The sequence below is a fragment of the Streptococcus oralis genome, from assembly GCF_001588645.1.
Lineage (GTDB): Bacteria > Bacillota > Bacilli > Lactobacillales > Streptococcaceae > Streptococcus > Streptococcus oralis_AB.
Window position 1 is genome coordinate 193,437 of sequence record NZ_LAYF01000004.1, and the last position, 22,639, is coordinate 216,075.

Annotated in this window: 24 protein-coding genes; 8 read left to right on the top strand and 16 right to left on the bottom strand. The window is 41.9% G+C overall.

Annotated elements, in window-relative coordinates; translation table 11 throughout:
• Positions 1–3: 3 nt before the first annotated feature.
• The 7 genes from A0739_RS04805 to apf form a co-directional block, all read right to left on the bottom strand.
• On the bottom strand, positions 4–459 hold the full coding sequence (locus tag A0739_RS04805; protein ID WP_061587237.1) for an NUDIX hydrolase: 456 nt from the start codon (positions 457–459) through the stop codon (positions 4–6).
• A gap of 148 nt (positions 460–607) precedes the next feature.
• On the bottom strand, positions 608–1,039 hold the full coding sequence (locus A0739_RS04810; RefSeq protein ID WP_061587238.1) for an SseB family protein: 432 nt from the start codon (positions 1,037–1,039) through the stop codon (positions 608–610).
• 21 nt (positions 1,040–1,060) lie between these two features.
• Positions 1,061–2,182: a tRNA 2-thiouridine(34) synthase MnmA gene (gene mnmA, locus A0739_RS04815; RefSeq protein WP_061587239.1), complete on the bottom strand. Its 1,122-nt coding sequence runs from the start codon at positions 2,180–2,182 to the stop codon at positions 1,061–1,063.
• A gap of 160 nt (positions 2,183–2,342) precedes the next feature.
• Positions 2,343–3,734, bottom strand: coding sequence for an argininosuccinate lyase (gene argH, locus A0739_RS04820; protein WP_061587240.1), 1,392 nt, complete (start codon positions 3,732–3,734; stop codon positions 2,343–2,345).
• A 27-nt stretch (positions 3,735–3,761) separates the two neighbouring features.
• The gene (locus tag A0739_RS04825; protein ID WP_061587241.1) at positions 3,762–4,958 is read right to left on the bottom strand and encodes an argininosuccinate synthase; all 1,197 of its coding nucleotides are present in this window, start codon (positions 4,956–4,958) and stop codon (positions 3,762–3,764) included.
• 15 nt (positions 4,959–4,973) lie between these two features.
• Positions 4,974–5,780, bottom strand: coding sequence for an ABC transporter substrate-binding protein (locus A0739_RS04830; protein WP_061587242.1), 807 nt, complete (start codon positions 5,778–5,780; stop codon positions 4,974–4,976).
• A 278-nt stretch (positions 5,781–6,058) separates the two neighbouring features.
• Positions 6,059–6,682 (bottom strand): aggregation-promoting factor, encoded by a 624-nt coding sequence (gene apf, locus A0739_RS04835; protein ID WP_061587243.1) that lies wholly within the window; start codon positions 6,680–6,682, stop codon positions 6,059–6,061.
• Positions 6,683–6,923: 241 nt separating this feature from the next.
• Here apf and sdaAB point away from each other — a divergent pair, with 241 nt between their 5' ends.
• The 3 genes from sdaAB to A0739_RS04850 are packed head-to-tail and all read left to right on the top strand — an operon-like array spanning position 6,924 to position 9,133.
• Positions 6,924–7,595, top strand: coding sequence for an L-serine ammonia-lyase, iron-sulfur-dependent subunit beta (gene sdaAB, locus A0739_RS04840; RefSeq protein ID WP_000555868.1), 672 nt, complete (start codon positions 6,924–6,926; stop codon positions 7,593–7,595).
• 8 nt (positions 7,596–7,603) lie between these two features.
• A complete protein-coding gene (gene sdaAA / locus A0739_RS04845; RefSeq protein WP_000500031.1) occupies positions 7,604–8,476 on the top strand; it encodes an L-serine ammonia-lyase, iron-sulfur-dependent, subunit alpha in 873 nt (290 codons plus the stop codon).
• 27 nt (positions 8,477–8,503) lie between these two features.
• The gene (locus A0739_RS04850) at positions 8,504–9,133 is read left to right on the top strand and encodes an HAD-IA family hydrolase (protein ID WP_061587244.1); all 630 of its coding nucleotides are present in this window, start codon (positions 8,504–8,506) and stop codon (positions 9,131–9,133) included.
• An 88-nt stretch (positions 9,134–9,221) separates the two neighbouring features.
• Here A0739_RS04850 and A0739_RS04855 read toward each other — a convergent pair whose 3' ends face one another.
• The 4 genes from A0739_RS04855 to A0739_RS04870 form a co-directional block, all read right to left on the bottom strand.
• Positions 9,222–9,614, bottom strand: a complete 393-nt coding sequence (locus A0739_RS04855) for a DUF805 domain-containing protein (RefSeq protein ID WP_033630471.1) — start codon at positions 9,612–9,614, stop codon at positions 9,222–9,224.
• 122 nt (positions 9,615–9,736) lie between these two features.
• Positions 9,737–10,159: a DUF805 domain-containing protein gene (locus A0739_RS04860; RefSeq protein ID WP_061587245.1), complete on the bottom strand. Its 423-nt coding sequence runs from the start codon at positions 10,157–10,159 to the stop codon at positions 9,737–9,739.
• Between the two features lie 248 nt (positions 10,160–10,407).
• A complete protein-coding gene (locus A0739_RS04865) occupies positions 10,408–12,258 on the bottom strand; it encodes a nucleoside-diphosphate sugar epimerase/dehydratase (protein WP_001035723.1) in 1,851 nt (616 codons plus the stop codon).
• 65 nt (positions 12,259–12,323) lie between these two features.
• On the bottom strand, positions 12,324–13,376 hold the full coding sequence (locus tag A0739_RS04870) for a glycosyltransferase family 2 protein (protein WP_231082576.1): 1,053 nt from the start codon (positions 13,374–13,376) through the stop codon (positions 12,324–12,326).
• 202 nt (positions 13,377–13,578) lie between these two features.
• On the opposite strand from A0739_RS04870, the gene A0739_RS04875 reads away from it, so the two are divergent.
• The 5 genes from A0739_RS04875 to A0739_RS04895 all read left to right on the top strand — a co-directional run bounded on the left by A0739_RS04875 (position 13,579) and on the right by A0739_RS04895 (position 17,734).
• Positions 13,579–14,745, top strand: a complete 1,167-nt coding sequence (locus A0739_RS04875; RefSeq protein ID WP_061587247.1) for a CynX/NimT family MFS transporter — start codon at positions 13,579–13,581, stop codon at positions 14,743–14,745.
• 135 nt (positions 14,746–14,880) lie between these two features.
• Entirely contained in the window at positions 14,881–15,207 is a 327-nt protein-coding gene (locus A0739_RS04880) for a PadR family transcriptional regulator (RefSeq protein WP_000273860.1), read from the top strand.
• Complete coding sequence (locus A0739_RS04885) at positions 15,194–15,787, top strand: DUF1700 domain-containing protein (RefSeq protein ID WP_061587248.1); 594 nt, start codon at positions 15,194–15,196, stop codon at positions 15,785–15,787. The genes A0739_RS04880 and A0739_RS04885 overlap by 14 nt, the downstream gene beginning before the upstream one ends.
• A complete protein-coding gene (locus A0739_RS04890) occupies positions 15,780–16,709 on the top strand; it encodes a DUF4097 family beta strand repeat-containing protein (protein WP_061587249.1) in 930 nt (309 codons plus the stop codon). Before A0739_RS04885 ends, A0739_RS04890 begins: the two co-directional genes overlap by 8 nt.
• Before the next feature lie 62 nt (positions 16,710–16,771).
• Entirely contained in the window at positions 16,772–17,734 is a 963-nt protein-coding gene (locus A0739_RS04895) for a DUF6574 domain-containing protein (protein WP_061587250.1), read from the top strand.
• A 63-nt stretch (positions 17,735–17,797) separates the two neighbouring features.
• Here the strand turns inward: A0739_RS04895 and A0739_RS04900 are convergent, their stop codons facing one another.
• From A0739_RS04900 to A0739_RS04920, 5 genes are all read right to left on the bottom strand, one after another.
• A complete protein-coding gene (locus tag A0739_RS04900; RefSeq protein WP_061587251.1) occupies positions 17,798–18,658 on the bottom strand; it encodes a DUF4299 family protein in 861 nt (286 codons plus the stop codon).
• 121 nt (positions 18,659–18,779) lie between these two features.
• Complete coding sequence (trhO, locus tag A0739_RS04905) at positions 18,780–19,766, bottom strand: oxygen-dependent tRNA uridine(34) hydroxylase TrhO (RefSeq protein ID WP_001030012.1); 987 nt, start codon at positions 19,764–19,766, stop codon at positions 18,780–18,782.
• A 131-nt stretch (positions 19,767–19,897) separates the two neighbouring features.
• Complete coding sequence (locus tag A0739_RS04910; protein ID WP_061587252.1) at positions 19,898–20,194, bottom strand: bacteriocin immunity protein; 297 nt, start codon at positions 20,192–20,194, stop codon at positions 19,898–19,900.
• Between the two features lie 68 nt (positions 20,195–20,262).
• Positions 20,263–20,952, bottom strand: coding sequence for a CPBP family intramembrane glutamic endopeptidase (locus tag A0739_RS04915; RefSeq protein WP_061587253.1), 690 nt, complete (start codon positions 20,950–20,952; stop codon positions 20,263–20,265).
• A gap of 160 nt (positions 20,953–21,112) precedes the next feature.
• Positions 21,113–22,597, bottom strand: a complete 1,485-nt coding sequence (locus A0739_RS04920; protein WP_000800426.1) for an ABC transporter substrate-binding protein — start codon at positions 22,595–22,597, stop codon at positions 21,113–21,115.
• Between the last annotated feature and the right edge of the window lie 42 nt (positions 22,598–22,639).

Below are 22,639 nucleotides of genomic sequence, written 5' to 3' on the forward strand. Positions count from 1 at the left end.
CTCCTATTCCTCAAGATGAATGTGTCTTAGTTGACCGTCCCAATCCGGCAGGGCTGTTTTTAAAAAGGCTGGAACTAGCTGGATATTCTGGAGTTCATCCAAGTCAATCCACTCACAAGGTTGCGATTTTTCGTCTTCCTGCATGGTCAATGGAGCATCTTCAAGCAAGTTCACCAGATAATGAAACTCGATGTTGTGATAGGAAACACCGTCTTGTTCAAAACGATTTTCAACTACGAAAGCTAGCTGTCCAGCTTGAGCTTTGACACCTAGTTCTTCCTTCACTTCACGGACTACCGCGTCTTCCGTGCTTTCATTGACTTGAATCGCACCGCCGATAGTGTAATATTTACCCTTGTCTTTAGTAACTAGGAGCTTGCCATTTTGGAGAATCAAGGCTGTCGCCCGAACACCAAAAACAGTATTTCCCACTTTTGTCCGAAAGTCTGGTTGAGTCATTTTTATCCTTTCCCTTAAACGACACAAAAACAGTCAAAACTCCAAAGAAGTGCAGGACAAAAAGCCTGCAACATCCATGAGCTTTGACCATCATTTCTATTGCTTTTATTATTGTAGCAAATTGAGAAAATTTGTCAATCTAAATGTACTATAATTGGCGAATCGCTTCAAAAGCTCCTTTGTCAATCTCGACTGGGTCAGAGAAGGCATCCAGAACAATCCCTCTCACCGGAAACTCCCCTATCTCTTCCGCAACAGATAAACAGTCCGTAAGAGGTAATTGCAACCAGGAAAAACGGTCATAATAGTCCTTAGGAATATCTTGTTCAGTTAAGAAACAAGGATAGAAGTAGTCGTCTCCCTTTCGCAGAATATCCGGTTTTAGTCGTACCCCTTCTTGTTCATCACTCTCATCCAGAAGATTCGGATTGAAGGGGACCCAGACTTTAGCTTGTTTCAATTCCTTGAACAAGGCTTCAATCGACTCTGTCGTTTTCTCTCTCAAATACTCTTTCTTATAGTCAGAGAGGCTCATTGTTTGCTCTTTTTTAGCCGTTTTTTTCTTAAAAAACTGAAACATTCTCTTTCCTCTTAGAAAATCTTAAATGTACTGACAAACTTGTCCATCTCGATAAGCATTATCAATCAAACCGCCACCGAGACACTCATCGCCATCATAAAAGACAACCGCCTGTCCTGGTGTGATTGCGCGTTGCGGTTCCGCAAAGATAACTTCTGCCTTATCTCCTTTGACATGTACTGTCACCTTAGAGTCAGGCTGACGGTAGCGGAATTTAGCCGTACACTCGAGCGTAAACTCCTCTGGCATTTCACGAGTAAAGTGGACTTGACTGGCCTCTAGACTGGTTGACATGAGCGAGTCATGGTAGAAACCTTGGCCGACATAGAGGATATTTTGGCTCAAATCTTTTCCGACAACGAACCACGGTGCATTGTCACCGCCGTGTTGCCCACCGATACCGAGTCCGCCACGCTGACCAATCGTATAATACATCAGACCTGCATGCTCACCCATATCGCGTCCATCCACCGTCATCATGCGACCAGGCTGAGCTGGCAGATAGTTGCTGAGAAAGTTTTTAAAGTTCTTTTCTCCGATAAAGCAAATCCCTGTCGAGTCTTTCTTCTTAGCAGTCGCAAGTCCTGCTTCTTCAGCTATTTTTCGTACTTCAGGCTTTTCCAAATGCCCCAGTGGGAACATGGTTTTTTGGAGTTGTTCTTGCGAAAGTTGACTGAGGAAATAGGTCTGGTCCTTGCCATTATCCACGCCACGAAGCATGTGAACGATGCCATCCTCATCACGCGCCACTCGAGCATAGTGCCCAGTCGCTACATAGTCTGCCCCCAAGGTCATAGCATAGTCCAGAAAGGCCTTGAACTTGATTTCCTTGTTGCACATAACATCTGGATTTGGCGTGCGTCCTGCACGGTATTCCGCTAGGAAATACTCAAAGACGCGGTCCCAATACTCTTTTTCAAAATTGACAGAGTAGTAAGGAATGCCGATCTGGTCTGCCACCGCAGCCACATCCTTGTAATCTTCGGTCGCCGTACAGACGCCGTTTTCATCTGTGTCATCCCAGTTCTTCATGAAGATACCGATCACATCGTAGCCCTGCTCCTTGAGCAAGAGAGCCGTCACCGACGAATCAACACCACCACTCATCCCCACGACAACACGTGTTTTAGAGTTTTCACTCATGGTAAGTCTCCCATCTATTCGTTTATTCACGATTGAAGGTCGTGTGTGCTTCACGATTGAAGGTCGCTTGAGCAGTATTCATTATAACACGCTTGGTTGGAGAAGACAAGAAAGAGGCTGATAAATCATCTCAGCCTCTCTTTCTTACTTTACAGACGAATCAATTTCCCCCTTTAAGTTCTTTCTTCGCTTGTTCTATCTGGTATTTCACTTGCTCAAATCCGGTTCCTCCTAAGGAATTCCGTCTCTGAACAGCAGTCTCCGGTCGCAAGTAGATATAAATATCCTCTTCAATCAAGGGATGGTAGGCTTGCAACTCCTCCAAATCCCAATCTTGGATATTTTTACTATGCTTGATAGAGTCTAGAACCAATTTCCCTACTATTTCATGCGCTTCTCTAAAGGGGAGGCCTTTTTCAGCCAAATAATCTGCCAGTTCGGTCGCATTCGAAAAATCATTCTCTGTAGATTGCTGCATTTTGGCCTTATTAACCTGCATGCTCGATAGCATACCTGCCAACACATCCAGAGAATTCAAAATCGTGTCTACTGTATCAAACATACCTTCCTTGTCCTCTTGCAAATCCTTATTATAGGCCAGAGGCAAAGACTTCATTACGGACAATAGTCCAAGTAAGTGCCCGTAAACCCGTCCTGTCTTTCCTCGAATCAATTCGGCCATATCAGGATTTTTCTTCTGGGGCATGATAGACGAACCCGTTGAAAAGCTATCAGACAAGCTAATGTACTGATACTCAAAACTGCACCAATTGATGATTTCCTCACAAAAACGACTCATATGCATCATCAAAATGCTGGCATTTGACAGAAACTCCAAGATAAAATCACGGTCACTCACTGCGTCCAAGGAATTGGTATAGGGTTGTTGGAAACCCAGTAAATCACTCGATAATTGACGATCGATTGGAAAAGTTGTCCCCGCCAAGGCAGCCGAACCCAGGGGAGATAGGTCCGTATGTTTCAAGTTAAATGCAAAGCGTTCGCTGTCCCTTTGAAACATATTGTAATAAGCCATGAGATGATGGGCAAAACTAATCGGTTGGGCATGCTGCAAATGAGTATAGCCTGGCATGATGGTTTCCACATGTTTTTCAGCCAAATCCAGCAAAACACTGTTCAGATTCGCCAACTTATCCAAGACATGGCCAAGCTGCTCCTTTAGATATAAGTGCATATCCGTTGCGACTTGGTCATTCCGAGAACGGGCCGTGTGTAGTTTTCCAGCCAGAGGACCGATTTTCTCTGTCAGCAACACTTCCATATTCATATGAATATCTTCATTTGCAATATCAAAATGAAGCTCTCCTGCCTCTAAATCTCGCAACAAAGCTTTCAGACCATCTTGGATCTGCTCTGCCTCTTCCAAGCTCAAAATGCCAGTCTGTCCTAGCATTTGAACATGAGCTAGGGAGCCCATCAAATCAAATTTTGCCAGCTGGTGGTCAAAGGAGATACTCGCACCGAACTGTTCTACCCAATCTTCCACAGTGCCTTCAAATCGACCACCCCATAATTTTGTATTTTTCGACATATCCTGTCGTCCCTTTCTATCGCGTCACTACTCAACATTTTTCTGAACTTCTGAATAAACCTTAGTCGGAAGCCCCCAAAGCTTGATAAATCCCACAGCCGCATCTTGGTCAAAGGTATCCGCACTGGTATAAGTCGCCAAATTTTCATCGTAAAGAGAATTTGGTGATTTCCGAGCCACTACCTGGGCGTTTCCCTTGTAAAGTTTAACTTTTGCAGTTCCATTGACAACTTTCTGTGTCTCCTTGATATAGGCAATCAAAGCCTGAGTTGCTGGGCTAAACCACAAGGCATTATAGATAAGATTGGACAACTCATTTTCGATAATAGGTTTGAAATGAGCCACTTCTCTCACAAGAGTCAAGTCCTCAATCTCCTTATGAGCTGCCAATAAAGTCACAGCGCCTGGGCACTCATAAATCTCTCTTGACTTAATACCAACTAGGCGATTTTCCACATGGTCAATACGACCAACACCGTGTTTGCCTGCAATTTCATTGAGCTTTTGAGTCAAAGCCGCCACTTTCATCTTCTCACCATTGAGGGAGATGGGTACCCCACAGCTAAACTCAATGTCAATAAATTCAGGACTGTCTGGCGCCTCTTCTGGCGAAGATGTGATTCCAAATGCTTCTTCTGGCGCTTGGTTCCAAGGGTTTTCCAAGACACCACATTCATTTGCACGTCCCCAAAGATTTTGATCGACAGAGTAAGGATTGTCAAGGTCAGCAGGAACTGGGACGCCATTTTCTTTGGCATATTGGATTTCTTCTTCACGAGACCATTTCCACTCACGAACAGGCGCAACTACCTTTAAATTGGGATCCAAAGCTGCAATAGAGACTTCAAACCGAACTTGGTCGTTTCCCTTGCCTGTACAACCATGGGCAATTGTGGTTGCCCCCGTCTGATGAGCTATTTCAACGAGTTTTTTTGAAATAAGAGGGCGACTCAGAGCAGATACCAAGGGGTACTTTTGTTCGTAGTAGGCATGAGCCTGAAGGGCCACTAAAACATAGTCATTAGCAAATTCTTCCTTAACATCAATGACATAAGACTCAACAGCCCCAACCTTGAGAGCTTTATCGTGGATGAACTCCAAATCTTTTCCTTCACCCACATCCATACAAACAGCGATCACATCATAGTCTTTTTTTAACCATGTAATAGCAACTGATGTATCCAATCCACCTGAATAGGCTAAAATGACTTTTTCCTTACTCATTTCTCTTCCTTCTTTCTATTTTTCGATAGAGGCTTTAAAAGCATCGTCAATCAATTTGTCCAACTCCCCAGAATCCTTCAACCTCTGGATGGTTTTATCAACCGCCTCTTTTAATTCTTTACTGTCTTTTTTCATCGCAACAGCGTAGGAATCTTCTTTATCATTGTCAAAATCAAACTCAGCGATGGCTAGGTCTGGATTATTCTCTACAAATCCTTTCGCCACTGGTTCCTCAAAGATAACCGCATCCAGTTGCCCTGATTTCAAATCTGTTATCAAATTTCCATTTTTAGGAAGTGAAACGAGAGAAGAATCCTGCAAGGTTTCTTTAGCCAGAGTTTCCTGGATAGAACCTTTCTGCGCTCCAACCTTTTTCTGAGCCAAATCCTTGACTGATTGGTAATTCGTTAATTCAGATTTTCTTACGATAACCTTATTTTTCGAAGTGTAGTAGGGAATTGAAAAATCGTAAACTTGACTTCTCTCTTCCGTTTTAGAAACACCTGATATGGCAAGATCGGCCTTGCCTGAATCAAGACTAGCCAGTACATTGTCAAAACTCATTGGAGAGAACTCCACTTCTACACCTAGTTCCTTTGCGATGGCTTTGGCTAGCTCAACATCTGAACCTACAATCTGATTTTTCCCATCGACCAATTTCTGATATTCAAATGGAGCAAACTCTGGATTTAGGGCCACCACCAATTTTCCTTTAGCCTTAATGGTTTCAACACCTTGGGATTGAGTGTTACTACAAGCAAATAATAAGGGAAACATAAGCAAACCAAACATCGTCATCAACACCTTCTTCACTTTATTCATAGAAGAGCCTCCTTTTATTTTTATACTTTGTTATTGTATAAATAATACTCTTCCCATTCTCGTCTGTCAAGAAAAAACTGTATTTTATTTCATTAAAATTAAGAAAAAGCTCATTATGTGATATATTTTTACACATAATAAGCCTATTTATACTATTTAAGTTTTAAAACAATTTGAAGAACTTTGTCGAAATTATACAAATAGAGCATTACTAAGAAGCTCGTTACACTTTTTGTTATAGAGAAACAAAAAAAGAGCCCTGAAGGACTCCTTTATTCTTAATACCAACCGTTGTTAAGCCAGAAGTTCTTGGCAGCTGTCCATGAACCGTAACGTCCTGCAACGTAGGCATCTGCTACACGTTCTTGGTTTTCAGCTGAGTAGTCACCGTTCAAGTATGAATCTGTCAATTGGTAACGTCCGATGTAACGTCCGTTTGTAGCGGTGTAGCTACCACCTGATTCTTTTTGAGCGATCCATTCTTTGGCTTCTGCTTCAGAACCACTTACAGTAGAAGTTGCTGCAGTGTTGCTTTCTGCTGCTGGTGCTGCAGGAGTTGCAGGTGCTTCATAAGTTGTTGTTGCTGCTGGAGCTTCTTCAACTGTTTCTGTAGCTACTGGAGCTGATTCTTCCGTTGTCGCAGCTGGAGCTACAGTAGAAGCTGTTCCTTCGATAACCAAAACTTGGTCAACATAGATAAGGTGAATATCTTTGATGTTGTTTTTTGCTGCCAATTTTTCAACAGTTGTGTTGTACTTCTCAGCGATTTCTGAAAGAGTATCACCTGATTTAACTGTGTAAGTTACAGTTTCTTGTGCAGATGCAAGAGCTGGAGCAAAGAAAGCAAGCAAAGCTGCTACTCCTGCGATAGTTGTTTTAATTTTTTTAGTTGTTAATGACATATCTAAAAATTCTCCTTTTTATCTATGATACTATTCTACTCCTCGAATGTTACCGTTGTTTAACGGTTTTATGTAGAAATATTACAAAAATGTTTTATATTTACCGTTTTATGGAGGTTTTTGTCACAAAAGACCTTATTTTATACTATCTTTAATCATTTTAAGCTTTTGATAAGGGAAATAAGCGCAGAGGTCCATTCTTTGATATAATAGATATAAGAATCTTTGTAAGGGGAAACAGATGCACTCACTTCGTTTTCAATCTGTCTTTGACATTATCGGACCAGTTATGATTGGCCCATCAAGTAGCCATACTGCTGGAGCTGTTCGCATCGGGAAAATCGTCTCTTCCATCTTTGATGATACGCCGACAGAAGTCGAATTCCAATTATTTAATTCATTTGCCAAAACCTACCGTGGTCATGGAACCGACCTTGCTCTCGTAGCTGGTATATTAGGTATGGATACGGACGATCCCGACATTCCAAATAGCCTAGAGATTGCCCATAAACGTGGTATCAAGATTGTCTGGACCATTCAGAAAGACAGCAACGCTCCTCATCCTAACACCACTAAAATCACTGTAAAGAATGAACACAAATCCATCAGTGTGACAGGAATTTCCATCGGTGGGGGAAATATCCAAGTTACGGAGCTTAACGGCTTTGCTGTCTCTCTCAACATGAACACACCAACCATTATTATCGTGCATCAGGATGTTCCAGGTATGATTGCCCATGTTACTGAAGCCCTCTCTCGTTTCGATATCAACATCGCTCAGATGAATGTGACTAGAGAAAAAGCTGGAGAAAAAGCCATCATGATTATCGAAGTCGATAGTAGAAGTTGCGAAGAGGCGATTGAAGAAATCCGAAAAATCCCTCATCTCCACAATGTCAATTTCTTTAAGTAGGAGGAAACATGTTTTATTCTATCAAAGAATTGGTTGAGCAAGCAGATCTAGACTTCCAAGGAAATGTTGCAGAACTCATGATTGCGACAGAATATCAACTAACTGGTCGGGAACGGCCAGAAGTTCTCCTCCTCATGGAACGCAATCTAGAAGTCATGAAAGCCTCTGTCGAGCTCGGTCTCAGTGAAAATAAATCCCGTAGTGGCCTAACGGGTGGAGATGCGGCCAAACTAGACCGCCATCTCAAAAGTGGCAAGGCCTTGTCGGACTTTACCATCCTATCAGCAGCCCGTAATGCCATCGCGGTCAATGAACACAATGCTAAGATGGGCTTGGTCTGCGCTACTCCAACCGCAGGAAGTGCTGGTTGTCTGCCAGCCGTTCTCACTGCTGCTATCCAAAAACTAGACCTTAGCCACGAAGAACAGCTGGATTTCCTCTTTGCTGCTGGTGCCTTTGGACTAGTCATCGCAAACAATGCCTCTATCTCAGGCGCTGAAGGTGGCTGTCAGGCCGAGGTTGGCTCTGCCTCTGCCATGAGTGCCGCAGCCTTGACCTTGGCTGCAGGTGGAACCCCCTATCAGGCTAGTCAAGCCATCGCCTTTGTCATTAAAAATATGCTAGGCCTCATCTGCGACCCCGTCGCTGGTTTGGTTGAAGTTCCCTGTGTCAAGCGCAATGCCATGGGAGCCAGCTTTGCCTTTATCGCAGCAGACATGGCCTTGGCAGGTATCGAGTCTAAGATCCCTGTTGACGAAGTCATCGATGCCATGTACCAAGTTGGATCAAGCCTCCCAACTGCCTTTCGTGAAACGGCTGAGGGTGGACTCGCCGCCACACCTACTGGTCGTCGCCTACAAAAAGAAATCTTCGGAGAATAAGCTTATCTATATCTATTAGGAGAAACTATGCCCTCTATCTCAGCAATCTTTTTTGATCTGGACGGAACCCTGGTTGACAGTTCCATCGGGATCCACAATGCCTTTACCCATACCTTTAAAGAGCTAGGAGTTCCAAGCCCTGATGCCAAGACCATTCGTGGTTTCATGGGACCACCCCTTGAAAGTAGTTTTGCAACATGTCTTCCCAAGGAGCAAATCTCAGAAGCTGTGCAGATATACCGCTCTTACTACAAGGAAAAAGGCATCCACGAAGCCCAACTCTTCCCCCAAATAACGGAATTGCTCCAAGAGCTTTCGCAAAACTACCCTCTCTACATCACTACAACAAAGAATACTCCTACTGCTCATGATATGACTAAAAATCTGGGAATCCATCATTTCTTTGATGGCATTTACGGCTCTAGTCCTGAAACGCCACACAAGGCGGATGTCATCTGTTACGCCTTGCAAACGCATCAACTCCATGCAGACCAAGTCCTCATCATTGGGGATACCAAGTTTGATATGATCGGAGCTCAAGAAACTGGCATTAAAAAGTTTGCTGTTACTTGGGGATTTGGAGAAGAGGCTGATTTACTCAGCTATCAGCCTGACTGGATTGCCCGTACCATTGACGATATCATTAGCCAGCTCTAACCATACAAAAATACTCCTAACACTAGTGAACTAGGTTGAGGAGTATTTTTTTATATGTTGTTACTATCAGAAGGAATCAAATCCATGCTTAAGCAGTAATTTGATCCTGTTCTTCAGCATCTTCATCCTTCTTACTTGGCCAAGCAAGCATGACAATAAGAGCAATCGGTCCAACGAGAGGAACCAAAGCAATGAAGATAAAGGCCCAGTGGAAACCAGCATCCCGTAAGCGACGAACAGTCACGGCGATAGAAGGCAACATGAGAATAGCCGCTAAAAAGAAGTAAAAACCGCTCATAGCTTGTAAACTACGGAGTGCCTCCAAGTTATATGGGCGAGTTGACACTGCATCATGATATTTCATGTAAGCAGGAAGACAGATTAACAAATTTGTAAAATAAATCCACCAGTACTCCGAACGAGTCGAACGACCAGTAAAGTTTACATACCCCTTCCAAAAGTTCTTATAAGCATTAAACATACAATAATCTCCTTTATTTTTTCTCCATAGAGTCTACCATATATCATCATGATTGACAAGTTCTGAAGCGATTATTTGCTGCGAAGCGCGACTCAGCCGCTTTAAAATAGAGTAGAAATATCTTAATATTTTCGTACCATTTCTTCAAACTGAGAGTCTTCCGTATTCTCTTTATCTTTTTTACTATGCTCTATCACTTTTTCTCCAAATCGTTGACTTGGAATAGCGAGCATAACGAGCAGTGTTATTGCACCCAAAGGAACAAATACAATAAAAATATAGGCCCAATGGATACCCACATCTCGTAAGCGACGTACTATCAGTGCTAGTAGAGGAACAAACTCTACTATAAACAAAATAATACACATACTGAGGATCGTAATATTCCTGATGGCTTTATCAGATTCTACTCCAGTAAAAAGTGAGTAGTAGGCGGGCAAGAAAATTACCATATTTAGCAGCCAAACCCACCAAAATTCTGGACGTGTGGAACGACCAGAAAAATTTGCATAGCCTTTGAAAAAACTCCTAATAGCACTCAGCATACAATAATCTCCTTTTGATTTTAATACTTATTTCGCAAAGTTATGTTACCAGCTTAAAATAGAGGTAGTTTTTAGATTGTCTGAAATCACTCTCCTGATAGATCACATAACATCGTCCCTTGAATAGTTGCGCTTATTAAACCTTTGAAATATCCGACGTCCTCTACTCTCTATTTATAAAAACCAGCTTTCTGATTTCCTCAGAAAACTGGCGATAGTTGTTTCATTATGAAGGTAGTTGGACACTCTTACTCAGCATGAGTTGTTTCATTTGCAAAGGAAATAATCGCTTCTTTGAGCTCATCTCCACTGAGTGAACGGAACTCTTCAATCTTTTGATCAATAGCTTCTAGTGGCATGACATTTACCTTACCAACGAAAATCTTGTCCATGACTTGGTTATCAACCAATTCGGTCGAAACCAAGAGTTCTTCATAGAGTTTTTCACCTGGGCGGATACCAACCTCAACGATTGGAATTTCACTTTCCGTGTGCCCACTTAGAAGGACCATTTTCTTAGCCAAGTCATAGATCTTGACTGGTTTCCCCATATCGAGGATAAAGACTTCTCCGTCCTTGGCATAAGCACCAGCATGGATTACTAGACGGCTAGCCTCTGGAATGGTCATGAAGTAACGTGTCATACGGAAGTCTGTCACTGTTACAGGGCCACCTTCAGCAATCTGACGTTCAAAGACAGGAATCACACTACCACGACTACCGAGAACATTCCCAAAACGAACTGCACAGTAGGTTGATTTACTACGTTGGTTAAAGCCAGTGACAATCAATTCTGCCACGCGCTTAGTCGCACCCATAACATTCGGTGGATTGACCGCCTTGTCAGTCGAAATCATGACCATCTTAGGTACTTTGGCTTCATCAACAGCCTTGGCAACATTGTAGGTACCAAGGATATTGTTCTTGAAGGCTTCTTTTGGATTGCGTTCCATCATCGGAACGTGCTTGTGGGCTGCAGCATGGTAAACGATAGCTGGTTTGTACTGCTCAAACACCTGCAAGAGACGGTCATAGTCCTGAATATCTGCAATAACAGGAACATAATCAATCCCTTGGAATGTACGGATCAATTCATGATAAACGAGATAGATGGAGTTTTCACCATGTCCAAGCAAGACAATACGCTCGGGATTGAAGCGACTAACCTGACGACAAATCTCCGAACCAATCGAACCACCGGCTCCTGTCACCAAGATGGTCTTGCCTGTAATCTCAGTACCCAGACGCGATTCGTCGAGACGAATCTCCTGACGGCCCAAAAGGTCCGTGATATCAATTTTCTGGAAACCACTACCTGGTTGATGGAGTCCTTGAACGACTGTCTCAACCTTAGGCATCTTGTAACATTTGACGCCTAGTTTATTACACATCTGCAAGATGCGTTCGTACTCTGATGGGTCAAGCGAAGGGATTGCTACGATGACACGCTCGATTTGGTGACGTTTAGCTAATTCAGGTAGATTATCATAAGAGCCCAATACTGGAATTCCACCTAGTTTTTGTCCCTTTTTCTTTTCATCATTATCCAATATCCCTACTAGCTCAAGGTCGCTAGTTGGATGTTGGTAGCTGTTCATAAAGAGGGCACCACCATCACCAGCACCAATCAAGAAGGTCCGACGGTGTTCTCCATCTCCACTACCTTTTTTACGTTTAGAATAAATCAACTGCCAAGTGATACGAGGAAGCAAGATGAGGAAGGTACTCAACAAAATGAAGAGTACGATGAAACGGATAGAAAACAATGGAAGAAAGGCATAGCAGATTCCATAAGAAAGAACACTGCTGAGCATCACTCCGAAAAAGATTTTCATGAAATCCGTAATCTTGCTATAACGACTGATACTAGCATTTAGCCCCCAAAATGCAATCATGATTTGATAAAGGAGGAAGGCTAAAAGAGTGTAGATTACATAATCCACAGGCGCAGGATTTATAAGGCCATAAAACAAGATATAAGATACGATGATGGAAACCACCATACTCAGAATATCGAATATCCCCCAAAACACTTGTTTTTGCTGTTTATTTAAAATTTCAACCAGATCAATCACATAATCTGTTAGTTTTTTATTCATAGGAATTTACTCCCCCTTAAAAGAGTCGGATAAAGCTGTGGTTAGTTCCTTTGAGAACATCTAATCTAATTCTTCAAATAAACCGTTTGATTTCTGTATGTTTGCTTCCATTTAAATCCCTTAATAAGGCCAAGTAATGTTCCAAACCCATAAGAAAAATGAATGGCAAACAAGAGAATAGGCATTAGAAATAATAGTGTGTTTTTATTTTTCACATAAGTTAATACTGTCAACATAAGAACAAACAGACAGTAAAGCGTAAATAGAGAAAAAAGAAATATTACTGAGAATGGCACTAACAAAATACTTAGAAAGATACTTAGAACAAAAACAAAAGGAACATAATGAAAAAGTGATAGACACTGTGGTTTAACATGTGTTGTTAAACCAATCCACAATCCATTAGAATATTTTTGATAGAGCATCTTTTTAAGAGTCGGCCGAATGTACTGATAAGATAAAACACTAGGGCTATACCGAATACGATATCCATGTTTTCTGATTCGATAGTGAAGCTCATTGTCTTCTGTTCGTCCAAGCTGCTCATCTACCAAGCCAACTTGCTGAAAAACTTCTCGTCTGTACATCCCATGGAAAATAGAAGATACATACGTATCTTGAGAACTATTGCGATAATCAGCAATACTACTTCCGAACATATTTTCTTCAACAAGATGCAAGACTTCTGACCACTTATCTTTTTCTTCCACAATTGTCGGTCTTGCTCCTCCACAAACAGACTCTCCTTGGTTAATCAGAGTAACATTCGCACTCACAAAATTTGCTGTAACTTTCGAGTGAGCATCAATCTTCAAAATGACGTCACCTATCGATTGCTTGATACCTAAATTAAACCCACTAGCTTGATTTTTCTTGGGATTATCGTAAAGCCTAATGGATTTAAATTCATTATTTTCCTTTATAAATTGTTGTATAATCTCTTTTGTAGCATCAGTTGACATAGCATTAATAAACAGAATCTCAATATTTTTTTTATCATAGGTTTGATTTTTCAAATCTTCAATGAGATCTGGCAAATATTTTTCTTCATTGTATGCGCTGATTACAATTGAGACTAGTTTTTCACCGACATTTTGAGTCACTTCTACTCTCCTGATTTATTCCTTCCACTATTTTATCACAAAATTTCCTAGTTTCCTATTTTTATATCAAATCAAGGAAAATTCTAGTAAAGAAAACTGTCTCTTTTCACTTTATTTTCACTTCCATTGATTGACCTGTCTTGGTTGCCATTACTTGACATTATAAGGAAAAAACCTTAAAATAAGCTGTTATTAAAATCATCCTATCGAGGTTTTTATGAAAAAACAATCACTCTTTTTTGTTCTAGGAATTGTCTTAATCGGGACCGTTTTGCGCTCTCCTTTTACTGCTCTTCCAACCATTTTAGGAGATATCGCTCAGGGACTAGGAGTGGAGGTTAGCTCTCTTGGGATTTTAACCAGTCTCCCTCTCTTGATGTTCGCTCTTTTCTCTGCTTTTGCAAGCCGCTTGGCACAAAAAATCGGGTTGGAACATCTCTTTACTTACTGTCTCCTCCTCTTAACTGTTGGCTCTGTCATTCGGATTTTCAATCTTCCCCTTCTCTATCTAGGGACCCTAATTGTGGGAGCAAGCATTGCGATCTTCAATGTACTCCTCCCAAGTATGATCCAGGCAAATCAGCCTCAAAAGATTAGCTTCCTAACGACACTCTATGTCACTTCTATGGGGATTTCCACAGCTATTGCTTCTTATCTATCTGTCCCTATTACCCAAGCTAGTTCTTGGAAAGGTCTCATCCTTGTACTCAGCTTTCTCTGCTTGGTCACTCTGCTAGTCTGGTTGCCAAATCATCGCCACAACCACCACCTAGAAAGCCAAAAAGAAAAGCAAGTCAAAGAGAATATTCTAAAAAGTAAAGATGTCTGGGCTATCATTATCTTTGGCGGACTTCAGTCCTTGCTCTTTTATACAAGCATGACCTGGTTGCCAACTATGGCTGTTGGTGCTGGTATTTCTAATAGTGATGCGGCTCTCCTCGCTTCTATTTTCTCACTGATCAGCATTCCTTTTTCAATGACTGTTCCAAGTCTGACCACTCGTCTGTCAGATGGTCGTCGTCGAATCATGCTGGCAATTATCTCTATCGCTGGTATGATGGGAATTGCCATGCTCTTGTATCCAAGCAACAACTTCCTCTACTGGCTAGTCGCTCACCTCTTGATTGGAACGGCCTGCAGTGCCCTCTTCCCCTACCTCATGGTTTGCTTTTCTCTTAAAACCAGTTCTCCTGAAAAAACAGCTCAGCTATCTGGACTAGCGCAAACAGGAGGCTACATCTTAGCTGCTTTTGGACCTGCCTTGTTTGGTTATAGTTTTGAACTTTTCCAATCTTGGATCCCAGCTGTCCTTGCCCTTCTAGCCATTGATATCATCATGACTATCTCACTCTTTATGGTGGATCGGGCGGATAAGATCCTTTAAACTTCTAGTTTTTACTAGGAGTTTTTTATATGTAAAATTTTTACACATATTTCTTGACAGGGCTTTCATTTTGAGATACAATATATTTGAAAAGAGTATATATAAAATTTTTATATAATATAAAGGAGGTTTCCCATGTACTTCCCAACATCCTCTGCCTTGATCGAGTTTCTCATCTTGGCTGTACTCGAGCAGGGGGATTCTTATGGTTATGAGATTAGCCAAACCATTAAGCTCATCGCCAATATCAAAGAATCTACGCTCTATCCTATTCTCAAAAAATTGGAAGCCAGTGGCTTTCTGACCACCTACTCTAGAGAGTTTCAGGGGCGTATGCGCAAATACTACTCCTTGACCAATCGGGGCGTAGAGCAGCTCGTTACTCTAAAGGAAGAGTGGACGCTCTATACCGACACCGTCAACGGCATCATAGAAGGGAGTATCCGCCATGACAAGAACTGACTATCTGACTCAGTTAGAAACCTATCTCCATAAACTACCTGAAGCTGACCGCATCGAAGCTATGGACTACTTTAAGGAACTATTTGACGATGCAGGTCCAGAGGGCGAAGAAGAACTCATTGCTAGTCTAGGAACACCAAAAGAAGCTGCCCATGATATCCTCTCTGATCTTCTCGATAAAAAGGTCAATGAGGCACCTGCTCAAAAGAATGATCGCCAACTGCTACACATTGCCCTCTTGGCTCTGCTAGTAGCTCCTATCGGAATTCCGGTCGGGATCGGCATCCTCATGGCCATCATCGGGCTTTTTATCGCAGCCGCCTCCGTCATTCTAGCCTTCTTTACCGTCTCTGTGACGGGTATCCTACTGGGCGGAGTCTTTATCGTAGAGAGCTTTAGTGTCCTAGTCGAAGCCAAATCTGCCTTTATCTTGATTTTCGGGGCTGGTTTGCTTGCTATCGGTGCTTCTTCTCTTGTTCTATTAGGCATCTCCTATGTAGCTCGTTTCTTTGGCCTCCTGGTCGTCCGCTTGGCACAATGGATTCTTAAAAAAGGAAAGAGAGGTGATAGACATGCGTAAATTGACAAAAGGATTTCTCATCTTTGGTGTGGTTTCCACGATCCTCGGTTTTATAATGATCATTGTAGGCGCGCAGTCCAATGGTATTCAAAGTTTACTTGCCATGTCAAAAGACCCCGTCTATGACAATCGTATCGAAGAAGTGACCTTTGGAAGTGAAGTGGAAAAACTTGATTTGACCCTTGAGGAACATAGCCTAACCATCACAGAGTCTGTAGATGACAAGATCCACATCACCTATCATCCTTCTGTGTCTGGTCGTCACGATCTGACTACTGGCATGAGTGACAAAACACTGAGCGTCACTGACAAACAAGCCTCCCAACATCGCTTTCTAGGTTCAGGAATCGAAGGCCTACTTCGTATTGCCAGCAGTTATTCTCACCGTTTTGACGAAGTCATTCTCTCCCTCCCTAAAGGAAGAAAGCTGCAAGCTATCACCGTCTCAGCCAATCGTGGACAAACCAATATTCGTCAAGCCAATCTTGAAAACGCAACAATCAAAGCAAAAGGCTATCTCTTAAGACTAACAGAAAGTTCTATCAAAAACAGCACACTAACGACACCTCATATCATCAATATCTTTGATACCGAATTGACAGATAGTCAGGTCAAGACGGAGGGAGCACACATCTATGCTGAGAATATCCAGGTTCACGGCAAGGTTGAGTTAGAAGCCCATTCCACTCTAACACTCATTCTCTCCCAGAAAGAGACCGACCGTATCAATCTAGATATTTCTTCTCAGCATGGCGGTATCTATCGTAAACCCAAAGAAGAACATCGTGGACAAAAAGAGAATGAACTTGCCAACCCTTATAAAACGGAAAAAGCCGATGTCAAGGACCTGCTCATTGCAAAAGCCAACCAGGATATCTACCTACCTAAAGAAGAGTACTCTTCTCCATCTAGAAACCATTGACAAAAACGCTTTCATTTGCTAGTCTAAAGATAGAAAACGACCATAAAAAAGGAGGTTCCGCCATGACACAAGAATGGTTTGAAAGCGCCGATCTTGAGAAGAAATCAGCTCAGACGAAATCGGAAATCCAGTCCGACCAACCAGAGACTTTGGAAACTGTGGAGACTGAACCACAAGTAAGCCAAGAAACTCCTATCTCACCTAAAGAGTCGGAAACGCATGAGGAGGAAGCTCCCGAAATGATTGAGGAAACCCAAACCGAGGAAGAGGGAGAAGGGAAAGCTGAAGAGAAAGGCAACCAAGAGAACCCTGCAAAAGAGAAAAGTATCCTCAGCAAGGCTTTAGAAAGCCCCTACATCCCAGACATTGACCCCCGCAAAACTGCTCGATTCAAAGAAGAAATCGCACTATTTTGGACTTGGCTGCTGGACGCTATCCAAGAACCAACTGCCAGCAAGAATACGGACCAAAAGCATCGTTACAGTGTCTTTGCCCTACTCACCTTGCTGTCATCAATCAACCTTTTCTTTAGTATCTATCATATCAAGCACCTCTACTATGGCTATATGGCCTCTATTGCCAATAGTTTACCTAACCAACTCCCACCTTTAGATCTCTTTGCTGCCCTTTCTATCTTGGTCGCTAGCGCTCTATTTTACTTTTCCATCATTTTGGGAGGCTTTACTGTCCGACGTGTGTTGGACCAGGAGAGCGACTTTACATTCCAAGAAGCTTTTGATCGGTATAGCAGACTCTTTGCTATCCCACTTGTCCTAACGGCTCTAGCAAGTTTCTTTGCACTCTTTGGTGGCTTGCGATTTGCTGGCATCCTCACTCTTCTAAGCATGGTCATCTTTACCCTTGGCAATCTCTTTGTGATTAGCAAGCCAAGTAAGACCAGTAGCCTCGACCCATTTTATCGATTCTTGCTCGCTGTCTTACTTGATGGCGCCATTCTCTTACCCTTCTTCATTGCAGAGTTAGCGCTGACAGTGGACTACCTTCGCATCCTGACATTCTTTTAACCAAAATCCCTGCCATTTGTTAATGACAGGGATTTTTATGCTTACTCTTTTTTTGGACAATGGCTACTTGATAGTTGCCAATCCTTCAAAATCTTGTCCTAGGATGGGTTGTACTTCTAATTGATTAGCATCTAATTGCTGGTAAAATGCTTCTGGTAGTGACTCTAGGAATTTTTCATAATCCAAGCGAGCGATTGCTTCATAGTCTTCTGCTTTTGAGCCATCACCAGAAATCGCCACTAGGTCAATCTCCCAAACAAGCTCCTTGCCTGCCAGCTGCTCGGTATAAGGAGCTGGTACAAAGGGTTCCTTTGGCAAAATTGTCTTGACTCCCTGGGCTAGGTGATAGATACCGTGCACCTTGCCTTGAGCATCTGGGTAAAATTTCACACTGGCAAGGTAGGCATCAGATCCTTGAACCTTCTTGACCAGCTCTTCAAAATGTGCCAATCCATCCTCAGCCAAAAAGCTCTCGAGGTATTCCTTGTTGAGATAGATAGGGGACAAGAGTCCTTGACAATATACTAAACGAACCGCCTTATCCGCTAGATAATGCTTGACCGTTTGTCGGAAATAGGTTTCAAAGTCAAACCCTTCTAGCCCTTCTACTGCCTCACCCAACTTGTTTGATAGGGCTTGGAGGAGAGCTTCTACAATCTCCCAGTCCGCTCTAGTAAGGAAGTCTGGAATCACCACTTGATAGCCTTTTCGACTATCCGCATAGTTCACCTTGAAGAGAAATTGCGACTGACCTACAATCCCACACTCCATGTACTCGAGACGATTGAGGGGCTGACGGAGATAGACGGCATCATAACTATGCGACTCCAAGCCCTCCACCAAGGCCAAGATGGACTTGGCAGTCAAGACCTCCTGTTGTCCTAGGATGCTTTCTTTATTTGGGATAAAAAATGTTTTCGCCATAACCGGCCTCCTTTGAAATCGTTTACACATAGTATAATCTATTTTCCTGAAAGATACAGAAACAAACTTTAGTTTTTTAGATATAAAGCATAGAAAAACAGCCCCTAAGGACTGTTTGATGTTATACAGTAGCGACTTGATCCAAGCTTTCACCGATAGCTGCTAGGCGCTCGATTACTTCTGCTTGTGTCAATTCATTTTCTGAAACATAGCGGTTGCGTGGGTGAACACGACACTCGTGTGAGCATCCACGAAGGTACTTGTCTTCATTTTCTTCTGATGTTAGGATACGACGGTTACAGAAGGGATTTCCACAGTTAACATAGCGTTCACATGGTGTTCCATCAAACCAGTCTTTCCCTACAATGGTAGGGTTGACATGGTTAACATCAACTGCGATACGCTCGTCAAAGACGTACATTTTCCCATCCCAAAGTTCACCTTGAACTTCTGGATCTTTACCGTAAGTTGCGATTCCTCCGTGCAATTGGCCGACATCTTTGTAACCTTCACGAACCATCCAGCCTGAGAATTTCTCACAGCGAACGCCACCTGTACAGTAAACCACGACACGCTTGTCCATGAATTTTTCCTTGTTGTCACGAACCCATTGTGGCAACTCACGGAAGTTGCGGATGTCTGGGCGGATAGCCCCACGGAAGTGTCCTAGGTCGTACTCATAATCGTTACGTGTGTCAAGGACCACTGTATCTTCGTCAAGAAGGGCCTCTTTGAACTCTTTTGGAGACAAGTAAGCACCCGTCGTTTCAAGTGGGTTGATGTCGTTGTCAAAATCGTTGTCTTCCAAACCAAGGTGGACAATTTCTTTCTTGTAGCGAACAAACATCTTCTTGAAGGCTTGTTCATTTTCTTCGTCAATCTTGAACCAGAGGTCTTCCATTCCTGGGAGGCTGTGAACGTAGTCCATGTATTTTTGAGTTGTTTCGTAATCACCTGAAACAGTCCCGTTAATCCCCTCGTCAGCGACTAGGATACGGCCTTTGAGACCGATTGATTTACAGAAAGCCAAGTGATCTGCCGCAAATTGCTCTGCATTTTCAATTGGAGTATAGAGGTAGTAAAGTAAGACACGAATATCTTTTGCCATAAGATTTGTTCTCTTTTCTATTCTTAAATTTTCAGAATTTTTCATTCAACTATACTAGTATACCCACTTGGGAAAACGAATGCAATTTATTTGACCGGAAATTGTAGAAAGAGTCCTACCCCTGCACTTCATCAGTAACCATAGCGAATCGCAGATAATTCTCTCAATTTTTTGATTTGCTTAGCTTGATTTTCTGACAAACCCAGCTTGTTATCAATCAACACACGTGAGATGTCAACGTTCATTTGGCTCAGAATAAATGGAGTAGAGGTCCCATCATCCTCTAATCGTTTTTTATAAATCACTAACTGATTTTTCAAGGGAGTAAGTTGAGGCGCAGCCTTTAGATCTTCCAATAGATAATCAATGATGGTCATCGCTTCACAACGTCTTTCACTTCCTCCAGCAAACCATTTTAATGGTGTCATACTCATTTCCCTCCTGAAATTCGCTTATAAATTGAAAAACTATAATCCCCAACTCTCATGCTAATATTTTACCCAAACACCCTATGTAAAAAAGTCAGCAAAAATGGCAAGGTCGCTACAATATTATTGATCACATGCACCGCATAGGAAGGATAAATGCTCTTGGTATAGCGGGTCAAACCAGCAAAAATGATTCCAGATGTTGCAAAGACGAAGATATCTAACAGACTAGGAAAGTTTGAAAAATGAGGGAGAGCAAATAAAATGGACGGAAGAAGCAAATCAAGAGCAAATCTCGAATCTTTAAAAAAGGCATGTTGCAGTAATCCTCTATAGATTAACTCTTCCATCAGTGGAACCAGAAAGAACAGGGCTATATAAATACCTAGCTCTGCAAAGTTAGTCCCACTATAACCAATCAATACAGCCCAACCTTCAGCAGTTGACTGAACATGTTTAGCTGTCTGAACGTTAAAAGAGATCTGGAGCACTACCACTAATACTGTCAAAATCGAATACCAAAGCCATTTTTTTCTTGGAATACGAAAGAGATAACCGTGCCCTGTCTTAACCAGAATCCAAATCATGACTCCACTAAATAGCAAACTCAGGATATTTTGAATCCAGAAGAAATTGCCTATCTGGGAAGAAAATTGCCAATAGTTTTGGACAATAAGCGTCAGCTGGGAAAGGCCAAATACGAAAAATAGGTAAGAGAAGACAGCACTCATTTTGAAAAGAAGGCGATATTTTTTCATAATAAATCCTCTATAGATGTATGTGTATCACACCGCATAAACCCTCAGAACCACTCTTTTCATGTTTACATCCTAAAAATCACTACCTCCCCTAGAGAACTAAGGAAGGCAGTGATCACATTTTTAGGAATTAGGAATGAATACACGAAATCAATCGTTCTTATGATTTTTTGCTTTTCAAAAATTCGTCGTATTGTTTTTGCATTTCATCCAATACTTTTTGGTATGCACCTTCAGATTTCAATTTTTCCATCAATTCTGGAATAGCTTTATCAGGGTCTACAGTACCAGTGTTGATAGCTGTATCGAATTGTTGCATTGTGTTAGTGATTGCAGAGATTTCAGATTTTACGCTATCAGTGTTAAAGATGAATCCAAGCGCTGGAGATTCTTTAGCTTCTGCCAATTGTTTCTTAGAATCTTCGATTTGTTGGTCTGTAACGTTTTCGTTGATGTAAAGGATCCAGTTGTTACCAGTGTTCCATCCACCCATGTGAGTGTTTCCTTTGTATCCTTCAAGGACACGTACACGGTTTTCTTTACCTGGAATTTTCTCCCAGTTCTTGCCTTCTGGACCGTAAACAAGTCCATTCAAGAGTTCAGGGTTAGTGTTCAAGAGGTTCAACACTTCCATTGATTTTTCTTTGTTCTTAGAGTTGTTTGAGATAACAAAGTTAGCAACTTGAGTTGTTTGGTTTTTCTTGATGAAGTTAGTGAATGGTTTGATTTGGATGTCTTTGTTAGCAACACGTGAGAGCAAGCTGTTACCGTAGTCAGCTGGTCCTACTGTTTCTTCACGAACGAACCAAGTGTCTTGTTGAAGGTCAAATGAAGTGTCGCTTGTTGCTACGTCTTTTGGAATGTATCCTGCTTCGTAGAATTTGTGAAGAGTCTTCAAGTGCTCTTTGAAACGAGGAACGTCGTAACGGTTTACGATCTTAGTAGTATCCCCTTCAAGGTCGATAACGAATGGAAGTCCGTTTGCTACTGGGTAGTCAAAGTTTTCAGAAGGGATAAAGTTCTTAGTAACTGCAAATGGTACTACGTCTGGAGCTTTTTCTTTGATTTGTTTCAAGACTGGTTCAAGTGTTTCGTATGAGTTTACACCTGAAATGTCGATACCGTATTTAGCAAGAAGAGTTCCGTTGAAGGCAAAGTTTTGTGAAGATGCAACGTTAGCCGCAACTGGAACAGCGTAGATCTTACCGTTTACAGTGTTTCCTTTGATGTAAGCTGGGTCAAGTGCTTTATAAAGCTCTGCCCCTTCTTTCTTGTACAATTCTGTCAAGTCAGCATAAGCACCTTTTTGCGCGTTTACGATGTAGTTATCTGCGAAAGCGATATCGTAGTTTTCACCTGATGATGTGATAACTGACATTTTCTTACCGTAGTCACCCCATCCAAGGTATTGGATATCCAATTTAGCACCAACTTTTTCTTCGATGATTTTGTTTGCATTTTCTAGCAATTCATCCAAGTTATCTGGCTTGTCACCGATTTGGTACATTTTAATAACAGGTTTTTCTCCTGATCCTGAGTCAGCAGCTTTTTTGTTGTTACCTGAAAGGTTTCCACAAGCAGCAAGACTTGCAGCCAAAGCTACTACGCTAGCAGATGCAAAAGCATATTTTTTCCAGTTTTTCATGATAAAAACTCCTTTTTTTATTTTTAAACTTATAAACGATTT